Source organism: Micromonospora sp. NRRL B-16802, assembly GCF_001279555.1.
Classification (GTDB): Bacteria; Actinomycetota; Actinomycetes; order Mycobacteriales; family Micromonosporaceae; genus Micromonospora; species Micromonospora profundi.
Map to the genome: position 1 here is coordinate 26,355 of NZ_LGEB01000063.1, position 15,431 is coordinate 41,785.

Here is a 15,431-nt window from a genome sequence, read left to right on the forward strand (position 1 = left end):
TGTCGTCAGGTGCCGTCGCCCCCACCGCTACCGCCGCCTCCGATGCCGGCGCCACCGGCGGTGCCGCCCAGGCCGTAGCCGGGACGGATCGGCTCGTCGGGGTGGCGGCTGACATGCGGTGACCCGGCGATCCGGGCCGACCAGTCGGCGTGGGCGGCCGCGGCGGCGTGCCGGTTGAGGGCCTGGCGCAGCCAGCCGTCCACTGTCGCCACCCAGTCGCGCTGCCCGGCGTCGGCGTGCCAGATCCGAAACCGGCTGATGCTCTGGTGGGTGATCCCCGCCAGGGCCAGCCGGCGGTCCATCCAGAGGATCACCTCCAGACCCGCCGAGTTGGTCACGAAGATCACCTCCATCTCGGTGATCGGGCCGGCGTAGAGCGGAGCCACCCAGAAACCCCACCGCTGGTGCAGCGGCAGTGTGAACTCCACACCGGGCAGCCCGCCCTCCTGCAACCCGGCCTGGCGGATCGAGAAACCAAGCGTGTCCATCGCCGCGAACACGTGCTGCTGCGTGGGCACCGGATGCACGAACACCGGCACCATTGCGCCCTGGTCGAGGTCCGGGTCGACGGACACCTCGGTCCGCAGCCCCATCCGCAGGCTCAGCAGCGGCACCCCGCCGAAGGTGGTCACCGGCGTCTCCCACGGCAGCGGCAACGCGAAGTCCACAGCTCGACGCCGGCCGGCCGGTACGACGAACCGCCCGGCGATCGGCGCCTGATGGAACTGCACCAGGCGCCGGGCGGCCTCCGGGTCGTTCGGCTCCACCGTGGCGACAAGGCCGAGGCGGATGTGCCGCACCAGCACGTCGTCAGGACCGGCGGCGAGTGTCACCCGTCCGGGCAGGCGCAGCCCCGGACGGGTGCTCGGATTGGGCAGCGTGGTCTGCACGGACAGCCCGGTCCAGCCGGACTCCCGAGACACCCCCGTCAGCCGCACCGCGCCCCCACCAGGCCACGCCCCCGTACGCCCCGCCGACGGCGAGGTCACCTCAAGGGTCGCGGACCCGGAGGGTGGTCACCTCGACTTCGGCGAAGAGGGACCACCCCTCCGGTTTCACCGCAGGCGGCGTCCCCTCGGCACCGTGTCGGTCTCGTCGTCGAACTCCCCGATGACCTCCTCCAGCAGGTCCTCAAGTGCGACGAAACCGATCGGGCGGGACGGCCCACCACCGTTGCGTACCAGCGCGAGCTGGGACTGCCGGGCGCGCATGGCGGCCACCGCCTCGGTGACCGAGGACGTCGCGGGCAGGGTGAACGCGGGCGTCATCAACTCCCCTGCGGTGGCGACACGGCCGTTCGTCACCACCCGCACCGCCTCCCGGACGTGCACCAGGCCGCAGACGTCGCCGTCGGCGTCCACCACCGCCATTCGGGACCTGCCGCTGTCGCGGCTGACCTGCTCGATCCGCTCGGCCGGGTCCTCCCGCCCGACGGTGACCATTGTCGAGAACGACTCCATCACCTGCGCCACGGTCGTGCCCTGCAACTCCAGCATGCTCGTGAGCAGCTCGTGCTGCTCGGCGCCGAGCAGCCCGTGTTCGCGGGACTGCTCCAGCAGGATCCGCAGCTCGTCCGGGCCGTGCACCTGGGCAAGCTGATCCTGCTGCTCGACCCCGAACAGGCGCAGGATCGCGTTGGCCATCGCGTTCAGCACCGACAGCACCGGCCGGGACACCCGGGCGAACGCGCGGAACGGCAACGCGAGCAGCGTCGCCGAACGCTCCGCGTCGGTGATGGCCCACGACTTCGGCGCCATCTCCCCCACCACCAGGTGCAGGAAGGTGACCAACCCGAGCGCGAAGACCAGGGCGATCACGTGACTGGCGGCGTCCGGCAGACCCACAGCGTGCAGCAGCGGGCTGACCAGGTGCTCGATGGCCGGCTCGGCCAGCGCGCCAAGCCCCAGGGTGCACAGCGTGATGCCCAGCTGCGCCCCGGCCAGCATCAGCGACAACTCGCGGACACCGTCAAGCGCGGCTCGGGCCGCACGGCCACCGCTTGCCGCCGCCTGCTCCAGGCGGTACCGCTTGCTTGCCACCAGGGCGAACTCGGCGGCCACGAAGAACCCGTTCAACGCCAGCAGCACCACCGAGGTGAGCAGCGCGATGCCGGGGCTCACGCGGTCACCTCCGGCTCGGTCAGCTGCAACCGCACCGAATCGGCAACGTGCCGGTCCACTGCCAGCACCTCGACCAGAGCCCGCGGCTCCCCGGCGTGATCCTCGCCGTCCGCGCCGTCGGGCACCAGGCTGATCTCCAGCCGGTCACCGACCTCCGGCACCCGGCCCAACTCCCGCATCACCAACCCGGACAGGGTGTCGTACTCCGGTGCCTCGGGCAGCGCGATGCCGGTGCTGTCGGCGACCTCGTCGATCCGCCAGCGGGCCGGCACCACCCAGGACCCGTCGTCCTGCCGGGCGGGTGCCCGATCCGGTGGGTCGTCCTCGTCCCTGATCGGGCCGACGAGCTCCTCGGCGATGTCCTCCAAGGTGATCACGCCGGCGAAGCCGCCGTACTCGTCGACCACACAGGCCATCTGCCGGTGCCCGGACCGCAGCCGGTCGAGCACCGTGGGCAGCGGCAACGTCTCGGGCACCAGCAGCGGCGGGCCGGCGACCGCGCTCACCGGCGTGGTCGCCCGCTCCCCCGGGGGTACGCCGAGCACGTCGGCGATGCCGACGACACCGATCAGGTCGTCGACGCCCTCCGCGCCGCGCACCGGGAACCGGGAGTGGCCGGTGTCCAGCAACTCGACGATACGGCTCACCGGTTCGTGCGCGCGTACGGTGTGCACGTCGACCCGCGGCACCATGGCCTCGCCCGCAGTCAGCTCGCGGAAGTCGAGCCCCCGGTCGAGCAGCGTGGACATCTCGGCGTCCAGGCTGCCCTCCTGCCGGGACTCGGCGATGATCTGTTCCAGATCGGCAGGTGTGGCGCCGCTGGGCAACTCCTCGATCGGCTCGATGCCGAGCCTGCGGAGCAGACGGATCGAAGCCCTGTCGAAGAGCCGGATCAGCGGCCCGGCGACGGCCAGGTAGATGAGGGTGGACCGGCTCAGCGCCCGGGCCAGCACCTCGGGCCGGGCGATGGCCAGGTTCTTCGGGGCCAGCTCACCGAGGACCATCTGTACGACGGTGGCGATGACCAGTGCCAGCGCCACCGACAGCGGCAGGCTCACCGACCTGCTGACACCGGCCACGCCGAGCAGCTCGGCGAGGCCACCGCCGAGGTACGGCTCGGCGACGTAACCGACGAGCAGGGCGGTGACGGTGATGCCGAGCTGGGCGCCGGAGAGCATGAAGGAGAGCCGGCTGGTGACGGTCAGAGCGCGGGCGGCAGCCTGGTCGCCGTCATCGGCGAGCTGGCGCAACTTGCCGCGGTCCACGGCGACGTAGCCGAATTCCTGGGCTACGAAATAGCCTGTCGCGGCGGTGAGCACGATGATCAGAAGAAGACCGACGACGATCAACACGGGTCGCTCAGGGCTCCCGGGGTCGTCGGGTCGGGGATAAGCCGGGCACAACCCGGCTGGCTACTACTGCCCTCCTGGGCAGACGAGTCGATCATCTGACTATTTTATCGGCGTTCGCTGGGACTCCGCTGAGGGAGGGCCGAAGGCGTCCGATCGTCCGGTTCGCCGGGCGTCACCCCACCTGGCCGCCGCCCTGCCCGCGCTCAGCCAGCTCGTCGGCGTCGAGCAGGCTCCGGTCGAGCCGCCCCGACCGGTAGGCGGCCCGTCCGATCATCTGCGCCGCGACAGGCGCGGTGGCCAGCTGGAAGATCGCCACCAGCAGGACCATCCCGAGGTCCGGCATGGTCCGCAGCCGCAGCGCGATGCCGAGTAGCAGCAGGAGCACCCCGAGCACCTGGGGTTTGGTGGCGGCGTGCATCCGGGACAGGGCGTCCGGGAAGCGCAGCACGCCGATCCCGGCGGCGAGCGCGAGTACCGCACCGGCCACCAGGCAGGCGGCGCCGACCCAGTCGGCGATCACCCCGATCACGCCCGCTCCCGGACGGCGAAGCGGACCAGCGCCACCGAGCCGACGAAGCCCAGCAGGGACAGCACCACGAGTACGGGCAGCGTGGTGGCGTGCCGGTTGACCGCCGCCTCCGCGCCCACCGCGCCGACCATTGTGGCGAGCAGCATGTCGGCGGCGATCACCCGGTCCAGCAACGTCGGGCCCCGGTAGAGCCGGATCAGCGCGAGCAGCGCGGTCACCGACAGCAGGGCGGTGAGGACGGCGGCCAGAAGCAGGATCACTGGGTCGTTCCCTTCTCGGCGGGACCGGACTCGACGAGGCGCAGCTCGGCCGCGCTGCCCACCGCCCGGACGATCCGCTGCTCGACAGCGAGGGTGCGCTCCCGCGCGAGTTCCAGGTCCGCCGGGCCGTGGGTGTCCAGCACGTGCAGGTACAGCGTGGCGGCCGCCCGGTCCACCTCCAGGACCAGAGTGCCGGGCACCAGGGTGACCGCCTCGGCGGTGAGAGCGATGTTGAGGTCCGTCGGCACCCGTAGCTGCACGGCGATGATCGCCCCCCGAGGCCGGTAGCCGGGCTGCATGGCGATCCGGGCGACGTGGATACTCGCGACGACAAGCTCCACGACGAACTTGCCCACGAACACCAGCAACGCCCAGGGCCGCAGCCGGCCGCCGAAGGTGACCGGCGGCAGCGGGAAGAACAGGAGCACCGCGCCGCCCACCAGCAGGCCACCGACCACGTTGGCCCAGCTGATCTCGCCCCACAGCAGACACCAGACGACCACCAGCCAGCCCAGGGCCACCGCCTGGTCCCGCCAGCGCCCGAACCGCCCCCGGGGCTCGGCCGCCGCGGACCCCGAGGACGTCATGGTCGGTTCGGTCACGGCACACCTCCTGGGAACACAGCCCGCACGTACGGAGTGCGCGAGAGCAGATCGGCTGCCGAGGCTGCGGTCACGTCGAAGAGCGGACCGGCCAGCACCGTCAGCACCAGGCCGAACACGACCAGGCCGACTGTGGCACCGACCATCAGCGTGGGCAGCCGGACGACAGGGTCAGTGGTGTCCAACTGCGGCGCCCGCCAGAACGCGATGTTCCACACCCGCGAGGCGACATAGAGGGTGAGCAGGCTTGTCAGCGTCCCGGCCGCCACAAGCGTCCAGGGCAGCGCCCCACCGGCCGCCGCCCCGGCCTGGAGCAGACCGAGTTTGCCCAGGAAGCCCGAGAATGGTGGCACCCCGGCCAGGTTCATCGCCGGTACGAAGAACAGCACGCCGAGCAGGGGCGCCATCCGGGCCAGCCCGCCGAGCCGGCGCAGGTCGGTGCTGCCGGCCCGCTCCTCGACCAGCCCGGCGACAAGGAACAGCGTGGTCTGGATCGTGATGTGGTGCACGACGTAGAAGATCGCACCGGAGAGCGCGGCGGTGGTGCTCAACGCCACCCCGAAGATCATGTAGCCGATGTGGCTGACCAGTGTGAACGACAGGAGCCGCTTCATGTCGGACTGCGCCACCGCGCCCAGGATGCCGATCACCATCGTCAACCCGGCGACGATCATGAGCAGGTTGTCGACCTGCCCGTCCGGGAAGAGCAACGTCTCGGTGCGGATGATCGCGTAGACGCCCACCTTGGTGAGCAACCCCGCGAACACCGCTGTCACCGGAGCCGGCGCCGTGGGATAGCTGTCCGGCAGCCAGGCCGACAACGGAAAGACCGCCGCCTTGATCGCGAACGCGAGCAGCAACATCAACTGCAACGTCAGCCGTACGTTGTCGGGCAGATCGTCGAGCCGCTGCGCGAGCTGCGCCAGGTTGAGCGTGCCGGTGGCCGAGTAGACCAGACCCACAGCGGCCAGGAAGATCATCGAAGAGAGGATGCTCACCACAACGTACGTCGACCCCGTGCGGATCCGGGTCTCGGTGCCGCCCAGCGTGATCAGCACGAAGCTCGCCGCCAGCAGGATCTCGAAGCCGACGAACAGGTTGAACAGGTCGCCGGCGAGGAACGCGTTCGTCACGCCCGCCGTGAGGACCAGGTACGTCGGGTGGAAGATCACCACGGGAGTGGTCTCGGCGGTCTCGCTGCGGCCCTGACCGATCGAGTACAGCAGCACGCACAGCGTCACCGCCGACGACACCACCACCATCAGCGCGGCGAGCTGATCGGCGACCAGCACGATGCCGACCGGCGCCGGCCACCCGCCGACCGCCAACACCACCGGCCCGTGCCGGTACGCCTCGACCAGCAGCACCACCGCGACGAGGAACGTGCCGGACAGGCAGAGCACACTGACCGCACGCTGGATCCGGGGTCGCGTCGCCAGCAAGAGGGTCAGCGCCGCACCCAACAACGGCACCACCACCGGCAGCGGCAACAGCCTGCTCATCACGCCTCGTCCCCGTGCCGTAGCCGACGTCGTGCCGGCTCTGGATCGACCTGCTCCGGATCGTCGTCCGGACCCTCCCCGCCGTGATCGATGGCACCCGCCTCGTTGCGCTCGGCCTGGCGGATGATCTGCTGGTCCTCCAGATCGTCGGGCACCTCGTCGTCGCCGGTGAGATACCAACTTCGGTACGCCACAGCGAGCAGGAACGCCGTCAGCCCGAACGTGATCACGATCGCCGTCAGCACCATGGCCTGCGACAGTGGATCAGCCATCTCGTCCACCGGCCCCGTGCCCACCACCGGCGCCCCACCGGACCGACCGCCCAGCAGGATCAGCAGGTTGACTCCGTTACCGGTCAGGATCACGCCCAGCAGGATCCGGGTCATGCTGCGCTCCAGCAGCAGGACCACACCGCAGCCGACCAGCACCGCGACAGCAAGCACCAACACCAACGTCGGGCCAGGCTGACCGGCCGTCATGACACGCCCTCAGATCGCGACTGCGGGGCTCGCAAACCCGGCTCACTCCTCGCGCTCACGGACCCACCAGATGTTCGCGACTGCGGGGCTCGCAAACCCGGCTCACTCCTCGCGCTCACGGCCGGTCTCCCTTGTCGACGGCCAGTCCGCCCGCTTCCGTACCGGTCGCCTCGATGTGCCGGTCCACCTCGGCACCGAGGCTGCGCAGGATGTCCAACACCAGCCCGATCACGATGAGGTACACGCCGATGTCGAAGAACAGCGTGGTCACCAGATGGATGTCGCCGATCAGCGGTAGCGAGGCGTCGATCTTGGCGCTCTGCAGCAACGTCCCGCCGGCGAGCATCGACACCACGCCGCTGCCCACCACCACTGCCAGGCCGGCGCCAAGGATCAGGCCCGCGCCCACCGGCGCCGCCTCGGTCAACTCGTACCGTCCGCCGGCCAGATAGCGGACCACCAGCGCGAGGCCCGCCACCAGGCCACCGGCGAAGCCGCCGCCCGGCGCGTTGTGACCGGAGAAGAGCAGGAACAGGGAGAACAACACCACCGTGTGGAAGATCAGCCGGGTGACCACCTCCATCACGATGGAGCGCCGCTCCGCGTACAGGGTGGGGCCGCCGCGCAGCCACACCGGCCGCCCGGGCAGGACCGACCGGCCCGGCGGACCCGGCCGACGCGGGCGCGGCCCGGTCCGGGACTTCTCGAAGATCAGGCTGGCCACCCCGGTCGCGGCCACCACAAGCACCGACACCTCGCCCATCGTGTCCCAGGCCCGGATGTCGACAAGCGTCACGTTCACCACGTTGCGGCCGTACCCCTCGGCCACTGCCAGATCCGGGAAGGCCACGGCGATGTCCGGCGCCCGGCGGGCGCCGGCCGCGACGAGGGCGAGCCCACCCGCCACCAGGCCCACTGCCACGCCGATCACCCGGCGGGCCCAGCGGCTGCGGCGCAGCGGACGGGCCGAGAACCGTGGCGGCAGGCGACGCAGCACCAGCACGAAGACAGCGATGGTCGCGGTCTCCACCAGGAACTGCGTGAGAGCCAGATCGGGAGCGCCGTGCAGGATGAAGAGCATCGCGGCGCCGTAGCCGGTCACCCCGACCAGCAGCATCGCGGTCAGCCGCCGGCGGGCGCCGACCGCGAGCAGCGCGGCCACCGCGATCACCAGCACGACCACCGGTTGCAGCGGGTTGCCCCAGAGGGGGATCCGGGTCTGCCACGGGCCGGCTGCGAGCATCGCGCCACCAGGCAGCACCACGAGGGTGACCAGGATGATGCCCAGGTACTGCGGAAGGGAACCCCGCTGGGTCGCACCCGTCACCTCGATGGCGAGCCTGTCGAAGCGGCCCACCACCCACTCGTACCCCTGGTTGCCGCCGATCGGCGAACGGAGCCGGGCCAGTACGGGGGCGAGCGGCCCCCGCACCGCGAAGAGCAGGCCGCCGCCGACGAGCGCCAGCACGGACAGGCCGAGCGCCGGGGTCAGTCCAGGCCAGAGCACCAGGTGCGCATCGACCTCACCGAGCAGTTCGGCGTACGGGCTCAGCAGGCCGTCCAGCACGGCGGCGGCCGGGCCGGCGAGCAACCCGAGACCGGCGAGCACAGTCGGCGGGACGAGCATCGCCGCGGCGATCGGGCCCGGCGACACCGGTTCCACACCCGGCCGGTCGGCGAACGCGCCCCACAGGAACCGGGCGCTGTACGCGACGGTGAGAATCGTCCCCACGACCAGGCCGGCGAGGACCAGCGGCTGGTCGATGAACGCCGCGAACACCGCCTCCTTCGCCACGAAGCCGACGAGCGGCGGTACGCCGGCCATCGACGCCGCCGCCAGCACCGACACCACGAACAGCGGCCGGGACCAGCGCCGCAGCCCGGACAACTGCCGCAGGTCGCGGGTGCCGGCGCCGTGGTCGATGATGCCGACGACCAGGAACAGCGTCGCCTTGAACAGCGCATGCGCCAGCAGCATCGCTGTGCCGGCCAGCGCGGCGGCCGGGGTGCCCGCGCCGGTCACCGCGATGAGCAGGCCGAGCTGACTGACTGTTCCGTACGCCAGCAGCAACTTCAGGTCGGTCTGCCGCAGGGCCGCCCACCCGCTGACGAGCATTGTGACCACGCCGGCGACCTGCGCCACGGGCCGCCACGGGCCGACAATGGCGAGGATCGGCGCGAGCAGCCCGACAAGGTAGACGCCGGCCTTGACCATGGCGGCGGCATGCAGGTACGCGCTGACCGGAGTGGGTGCCGCCATCGCCGCCGGCAGCCAGGAACTGAACGGCAGCACAGCCGACTTGGACAGTGCGCCGGCAAGGATCAGCAACACCGCGGTGATCAGGTACGCGCCGCCGGGCAGCGGTTGAGCCGAGATCTCCGACCAGCGGTAGGTGCCGGCGTGCTCGCCCAGCATGATGAACCCGACCAGCATGGCCAGGCCGCCCAGCGTGGTCACGATCAGCGCCTGCGCCGCCGCCCACCGGCTCGACCGCCGTTCGGTGCTGTGCCCGATCATCAGGTACGAGAAGATCGTGGTCAGCTCCCAGCCGACATAGAGCAGCAGCAGGTCGTCGGAGAAGACAAGCAGGAGCATCGCGCCGGCGAAGGCGACGAGGACCCCGGCGAACTGCGCCAGGCCGGTCGAGCCGGGTTTGAAGTAGCGGGCACAGTAGACCATCACCAGCGCGCCGACGCCGCCGATCAGCAGCGTCATCAGCCACGACAGGGTGGTGACCCGCAGCGCGATGTCGAGCTTCAGCTCCCGGATCCACGGGTACGTCTCGACGACCGCGCCACCGTCGGCGACGGCGGGCGTACGGGCCAGTGCCCAGCAGAACGCGGCGGCCGGTGCCAGCGCCAGCGGATAGAAGGCGCGTGGACCCCACCACTTGACGAGCGCCGGCGCGGCCAGGGCAGCCACCAGGTGGAGGATGAGCAGTAACAGCACTCGCACTCCCGATCGTGGTGGCCGACGCCGTACATCTGTGGCGCCTAGCAGCGATCAGACGCCAATCCGTCGACGCCCGCGCGCCTTTGCCATAATTCGTCCCCTATCGGGCGGGCTCACGGCGGCAGTCAGCAGCCAGCGAAGCGCGCCAGGACGCCCTCGGTGACCGACAGACCAGCAGGCCGCCGGAGATCAGTTTATCAGGGCGTTACTGATGGGTTGCGCGTCGTCCAGGTCGGTGCCACCTGGGCGCAGTTCGGCCACGAGGTCGGCTCGGCCGAGCTGTCGGGCGACCTTGCCGACCACCCGCTCGGCGACGGCCAGCGACCGCATCGAGAGCAGCCGGCCCCGGCTTTCACGGCGCAGCACGAAATAGTGGACGGCGACGCGGACCTGGCCGCGATCGGCGGCGCTGGCCTGGGCAGTCGAGACGACCAACTCCCGCAGGCACCGGGCGAGTCGCTCGGCGAGCGCCAGCTCGGGCCCGTGCAGACCGCCGCGCAGCGTGGCGAGGTGACTGTCGACCTTGCGGATCAGTACGTCAGTGCTGGGTTCGACGTGTCGCGGCTCGCCGGCCATCCCATCGCCTCCACCCGTTCGCGTTGCGGGTGAAGTTACTTTATGTTGCTCCTCAGAAGCAAGCAGTTAAGTGAGACTTAACGTACTAACTGCGCAACAGGTTCTTTTACCGCTCACTCAGGAGCGTTCCGTCGGGGCCGGTCGTGGATGTCGTACCGGCGGGGCACGATGGATCGGTGACCGGGGCAGATGTGGATACGGGCGGGGCGCTCGACGGGTTCGGTCCCGCCACCCGCGCCTGGTTCGACGCCGCCTTCGCCGCGCCCACCGCCGCCCAGGCCGGCGCCTGGCGGTCGGTCGCCGCCGGCCGCAACGCCCTCGTCGTGGCACCCACCGGCTCCGGTAAGACGCTCGCGGCGTTCCTCTGGTCACTGGACCGGCTGGCCCGCGAGCCCGCACCGGCCGAGGCGCGACAGCGGTGCCGGGTGCTCTACGTCAGCCCGCTCAAGGCCCTCGCCGTCGACGTCGAACGCAACCTGCGCGCCCCGCTGGCAGGCATCCGGCAGGCGGCCACCCGCCTCGGCGTCACCCCACCCGACATCACCGTCGGCATGCGCACCGGCGACACCCCTGCCGACGAACGACGCGCGTTCGCCCGCACCCCTCCCGACATCCTCATCACCACCCCCGAGTCGCTGTTCCTGCTGCTCACCTCCGCTGCTCGGGATTCGCTGCGCGGCATCCAGACGGTGATCGTCGACGAGGTGCACGCGGTGGCCGGCAGCAAGCGCGGCGCTCACCTGGCCCTGTCGCTGGAACGTCTCGACGAGCTGCTGCCCGCGCCGGCACAGCGGATCGGCCTGTCAGCCACCGTCCGGCCGATCGACGCGTGCGCCCGGTTCCTCGGCGGCGCCCGACCTGTCGACGTCGTGCAGCCCGCCACACCGAAGACCATCGAGGTCAGCGTGCAGGTCCCGGTGGAGGACATGACCCGCCTCGACGAGCAGGAGCAGCCACCCGAGGACGACCTCGGCGGTCCCGGCCCGCGACGCGCCTCGATCTGGCCGGCCGTCGAGGAGCGGGTCTTCACCCTGATCGGGCAGCACCGCTCCACAATCGTGTTCACCAACTCCCGACGCAGCGCCGAGCGCCTCTGCGCACGGCTCAACGAGCTGGCCGCCGAAGAGCTGGCCACCCCGTCGGGCGGTCCCGCCAGCCCGTTGCGGCACCGCCTGCCGGCCGAGGTGATGGCACAATCCGGCGCGGCCACCGGCGCGTCGCCGGTGATCGCCCGCGCCCACCACGGCAGCGTCTCGCGCGAGGAACGCAAGCACATCGAGGAGGCCCTCAAATCCGGCCAGCTGCCGGCGGTCGTGGCCACCTCCAGCCTGGAGCTGGGCATCGACATGGGTGCCGTCGACCTGGTGGTGCAGATCGAGGCTCCGCCCAGCGTGGCCGCCGGCCTGCAACGGGTCGGTCGGGCCGGGCACCAGGTGGGCGCGGTCTCGCGCGGGGTGGTCTTTCCCAAGCACCGCGGCGACCTGCTCTCCTGCGCGGTCGTCGCCGAGCGGATGACCGACGGTGCGATCGAGGAGCTGCACTACCCGCGCAATCCCCTCGACGTGCTGGCCCAGCAGATCGTCGCGATGGTGGCACTGGAGCCGTGGCGGGTCGGCGACCTGGCCGTGCTGGTCCGCCGGGCCGCGCCCTTCGCCGAGCTGCCGGACTCCGCGCTGCACGCCGTGTTGGACATGCTCTCCGGGCGCTACCCGTCGACCGCGTTCGCCGAGCTGCGCCCCCGCCTGGTCTGGGATCGCGCCGCCGACCTGCTCACCGGCCGTCCCGGCGCGCAGCGGCTCGCCGTGACCAGCGGGGGCACCATCCCCGACCGTGGTCTGTTCGGGGTCTTCCTGGCGGGCGCCGAGCGGGCCGCCCGGGTCGGTGAGCTCGACGAGGAGATGGTCTACGAGTCGCGCGTCGGCGACGTCTTCCTGCTCGGCTCGTCGTCCTGGCGCATCGAGGAGATCACCCCCGACCGGGTGCTGGTCTCGCCGGCCCCCGGTCAGGCCGCCCGGATGCCGTTCTGGAAGGGCGACCAGCTGGGCCGGCCGGTGGAGCTGGGTCGGGCCATCGGCGCCCGGGTGCGCACCTTGCTCCGGCAGAGCGACGAGGCGGCACTGGCCGCGCTGCGCGCCGGTGGGCTGGACGAGTGGGCCGCCGGCAACCTCATGGCGTACCTGCACGAGCAGCGGGACGCCACCCGTTCCCTGCCCGACGACCGCACCATCGTCGTCGAGCGGTTCCGCGACGAGCTGGGCGATTGGCGGCTGGCCGTGCACAGCGTCCTCGGCGCGCGGGTCAACGGGCCGTGGGCCCTCGCCGTGGGCCGGCGGCTCGCCGAGCGGTACGGCGTGGACGCCCAGGTGATGCCCTCCGACGACGGCATCGTGGTGCGCCTGCCGGACACCGCCGACGAGCCACCCGGCGCCGACGTGGTGGTGTTCGAGCCCGACGAGATCACCCAACTGGTCGAGGAGTCGGTGGGCACCTCGGCGCTCTTCGCCGCCCGTTTCCGGGAGTGCGCCGCCCGGTCACTGCTGCTGCCGCGCCGCGACCCACGCCGCCGCCAGCCGCTCTGGCAGCAGCGGCAACGTTCCGCGCAGCTCCTCGACGTCGCCCGCGAGTACGCCGACTTCCCGGTCACCCTGGAGGCTGCCCGGGAATGCCTCCAGGACGTCTTCGACCAGCCGGCGCTGGCCGGGCTGATGCGTGACCTGGCCGCCCGCAAGGTCCGGCTTGTCGAGGTGGAGACCAGCGCTCCGTCCCCGTTCGCACGGTCGCTGCTCTTCGGCTACGTCGGCGCGTTCCTCTACGAGGGTGACGCGCCGCTGGCCGAGCGCCGTGCCGCCGCGCTCGCCCTCGACTCCACGCTGCTCGGCGAGTTGCTCGGCCGGGTCGACCTGCGTGAGCTGTTGGACCCCGCCGTGCTCGCCGAAACCGACAGGCAGCTGCGCTGGCTCACCGAGCAGCGCCGCCCCCGAGACGCGGAGGACGTGGTCGAGCTGCTGCGGGTGCTCGGCGACCTGAGTGACGCCGAGTTGACCGAGCGCGGCGCACCGGAGACGTGGCTGACCGAGTTGGAGGCCGCCCGCAGGGTGCTGCGCGTCCGGATCGCCGGTGAGCAGCGCTGGGTGGGCGTCGAGGACGCCGCGCGTCTGCGCGACGCGCTCGGCGTGGCGTTGCCGGTCGGCGTGGCCGAGGCGTACCTCACACCGGTGGCCGACCCGCTCGGCGATCTGGTGGCCCGCTACGCCCGCACCCACGGGCCGTTCGCCGCTGCGAGCTGCGCGGCCCGCTTCGGGCTCGGGGTGTTCGTCGTCGAGCAGGTCCTACGCCAGCTCGCCGCCACCGGTCGGGTCGTCTCCGGCGAGTTCACCCCGGATTCGGCAGGCGCCCAGTGGTGCGACGCCGAGGTGCTGCGCATGCTGCGCCGCCGCTCACTCGCGGCGCTGCGCCGGGAGATCGAGCCGGTGCCGCCCCGGGCTCTGGCCACCTTCCTACCCCGCTGGCAGCAGGTCGGCGCGTCGGCCCGGGGTGTGGAGGCGCTCGCCGCGACAGTGGAGCAGTTGCAGGGCGCGGCGGTGCCGGCGTCCGCGTTGGAGCGGCTCGTGCTGCCCGGCCGCGTCGCGGACTACTCCCCCGCCCACCTCGACGAGCTGTGTGCCAGCGGGGAGGTGCTCTGGGCGGGTTCGGGGGCCATCTCCGGCGGCGACGGCTGGGTCACCCTGGCGTACGCCGACGCCGCCCCGCTGCTGCTTGCGCCCCCCGACGAGGCGCTGACCCGCACACCGCTGCATGACGCGGTGCTCGACGCGCTCGCCGACGGGCAGGCGCTGTTCTTCCGCCCGCTGGCCGATCGGGTCGGTTCGACCGACGACGCCGTACTGACCGGGGTGATCTGGGATCTGGTCTGGGCGGGCCACCTCACCAACGACACCCTCGCCCCGCTGCGCGCGGTGCTGGGCGCGGGTGGGGCGCACCGATCCCGGCCGTCCGCGCCACGCACCCGCTACCGGCGACCCGGCCGGGTGGCGCTGCCCACCCGGGGCGGCCCGCCCACAGTCGCGGGTCGGTGGTCACGGCTGCCGGAGCGGGATCTCGACCCGACCCGCCGGGCCGCAGCCCTCGCCGACGTGCTGCTGGAACGACACGGGGTGGTCACCCGTGGCGCGGTGCTTGCCGAGCAGGTGGTCGGTGGGTTCGCCGCTGTCTACCCGGTGCTGTCGGCGCTGGAGGAGCGCGGCGTGGCCCGCCGAGGCTACTTCGTCGAAGGTCTCGGGGCGGCACAGTTCGCCGTACCCGGCGCGGTCGACCGGCTGCGCGCGCTCGCGGAACCCGCCGACGGTGCCCGGGGTCGGAACGGCCCGACGATGGTGCTCGCCGCCACCGACCCCGCCAACCCGTACGGTGCGGCGCTGCCCTGGCCGGAACGCGTTGTCGACGCAGGCGACGGGTCCGCTCCGACGACCGGGCACCGGGCCGGCCGCAAGGCGGGTGCGTTGGTGGTGACGGTCGGCGGCGACCTGGTGCTGTACGTGGAACGCGGCGGCCGGACACTGCTGTCGTTCACCGACGACGCCGACACCCTCGCCGCGGCCGGCAAGGCGCTCGCCGACGCCGTCCACTCCGGAGCGTTGGGCGCGATATCGGTGGAGCGGGCCGACGGTGAGGCCGTGCACTCCGCACCGCTGCGGGACGCGCTTACCGCTGCCGGTTTCCGGGTCACCCCGCGCGGCCTACGCCTGCGCGGCTGACCTCCACTCCCCCGCGACCGCACTCACCTGCCCGACCCGCGACCGCACGCACGCACCCCGCGCCGTGGGCCCTGATCGCGGGCGCCTGACCCGTCGGCCCCACTCACGCGCCCCGCGCCGTGGGCCCCGATCGCGGACGCCCGACCCGTCGCAGCCAGTGGGAAGTGCGGATGGCACAGCACCGCAACACACCACCGACCTCACTCAATTGAGCTTGATACCTGTGAGTCATATTGATGACTCACAGGTATCAAGCTCCAAAGGGCTACCTGGTCGCCAAGGCCACCAGCCACAGCTCAACGCC

At 71.9% G+C, this 15,431-nt stretch carries 11 protein-coding genes; 1 reads left to right on the plus strand and 10 read right to left on the minus strand.

The features are described 5' to 3' along the window. Positions 1 to 5: 5 nt before the first annotated feature. From ADK66_RS16800 to ADK66_RS16845, 10 genes are all read right to left on the minus strand, one after another. Positions 6 to 938, minus strand: coding sequence for a sporulation protein (locus tag ADK66_RS16800; protein ID WP_053656340.1), 933 nt, complete (start codon positions 936 to 938; stop codon positions 6 to 8). Between the two features lie 117 nt (positions 939 to 1,055). Beyond that, positions 1,056 to 2,120: a hemolysin family protein gene (locus tag ADK66_RS16805; protein WP_053656342.1), complete on the minus strand. Its 1,065-nt coding sequence runs from the start codon at positions 2,118 to 2,120 to the stop codon at positions 1,056 to 1,058. Beyond that, the gene (locus ADK66_RS16810; protein ID WP_053656343.1) at positions 2,117 to 3,472 is read right to left on the minus strand and encodes a hemolysin family protein; all 1,356 of its coding nucleotides are present in this window, start codon (positions 3,470 to 3,472) and stop codon (positions 2,117 to 2,119) included. The genes ADK66_RS16805 and ADK66_RS16810 overlap by 4 nt, the downstream gene beginning before the upstream one ends. 172 nt (positions 3,473 to 3,644) lie before the next feature. Then, positions 3,645 to 3,998 carry a monovalent cation/H(+) antiporter subunit G gene (gene mnhG / locus ADK66_RS16815; protein WP_053656407.1) on the minus strand — a complete coding sequence of 118 codons (354 nt, stop codon included), beginning with the start codon at positions 3,996 to 3,998 and terminating at the stop codon, positions 3,645 to 3,647. Beyond that, the gene (locus ADK66_RS16820) at positions 3,998 to 4,261 is read right to left on the minus strand and encodes a monovalent cation/H+ antiporter complex subunit F (protein WP_053656346.1); all 264 of its coding nucleotides are present in this window, start codon (positions 4,259 to 4,261) and stop codon (positions 3,998 to 4,000) included. The genes mnhG and ADK66_RS16820 overlap by 1 nt, the downstream gene beginning before the upstream one ends. Further along, positions 4,258 to 4,863, minus strand: coding sequence for a Na+/H+ antiporter subunit E (locus ADK66_RS16825; protein WP_231640066.1), 606 nt, complete (start codon positions 4,861 to 4,863; stop codon positions 4,258 to 4,260). The genes ADK66_RS16820 and ADK66_RS16825 overlap by 4 nt, the downstream gene beginning before the upstream one ends. Next, positions 4,860 to 6,365 (minus strand): Na+/H+ antiporter subunit D, encoded by a 1,506-nt coding sequence (locus ADK66_RS16830; RefSeq protein ID WP_053656348.1) that lies wholly within the window; start codon positions 6,363 to 6,365, stop codon positions 4,860 to 4,862. The genes ADK66_RS16825 and ADK66_RS16830 overlap by 4 nt, the downstream gene beginning before the upstream one ends. Then, entirely contained in the window at positions 6,365 to 6,844 is a 480-nt protein-coding gene (locus ADK66_RS16835; protein ID WP_053656349.1) for a Na(+)/H(+) antiporter subunit C, read from the minus strand. Before ADK66_RS16835 ends, ADK66_RS16830 begins: the two co-directional genes overlap by 1 nt. A gap of 115 nt (positions 6,845 to 6,959) precedes the next feature. Beyond that, positions 6,960 to 9,794, minus strand: a complete 2,835-nt coding sequence (locus ADK66_RS16840) for a Na+/H+ antiporter subunit A (RefSeq protein ID WP_053656351.1) — start codon at positions 9,792 to 9,794, stop codon at positions 6,960 to 6,962. Positions 9,795 to 9,986: 192 nt separating this feature from the next. Next, complete coding sequence (locus tag ADK66_RS16845; RefSeq protein WP_053656353.1) at positions 9,987 to 10,373, minus strand: hypothetical protein; 387 nt, start codon at positions 10,371 to 10,373, stop codon at positions 9,987 to 9,989. 176 nt (positions 10,374 to 10,549) lie between these two features. Here ADK66_RS16845 and ADK66_RS16850 point away from each other — a divergent pair, with 176 nt between their 5' ends. Further along, on the plus strand, positions 10,550 to 15,127 hold the full coding sequence (locus tag ADK66_RS16850) for an ATP-dependent helicase (RefSeq protein ID WP_231640067.1): 4,578 nt from the start codon (positions 10,550 to 10,552) through the stop codon (positions 15,125 to 15,127). Positions 15,128 to 15,431: the final 304 nt, after the last annotated feature.

Excerpts from the sequence above, each read along its gene's own strand:
- ADK66_RS16835 (WP_053656349.1), bottom strand. The coding sequence starts at position 6,844 with ATGACGGCCGGTCAGCCTGGCCCGACGTTGGTGTTGGTGCTTGCTGTC.
- ADK66_RS16845 (WP_053656353.1), bottom strand. The coding sequence starts at position 10,373 with ATGGCCGGCGAGCCGCGACACGTCGAACCCAGCACTGACGTACTGATC.
- ADK66_RS16830 (WP_053656348.1), bottom strand. The coding sequence starts at position 6,365 with ATGAGCAGGCTGTTGCCGCTGCCGGTGGTGGTGCCGTTGTTGGGTGCG.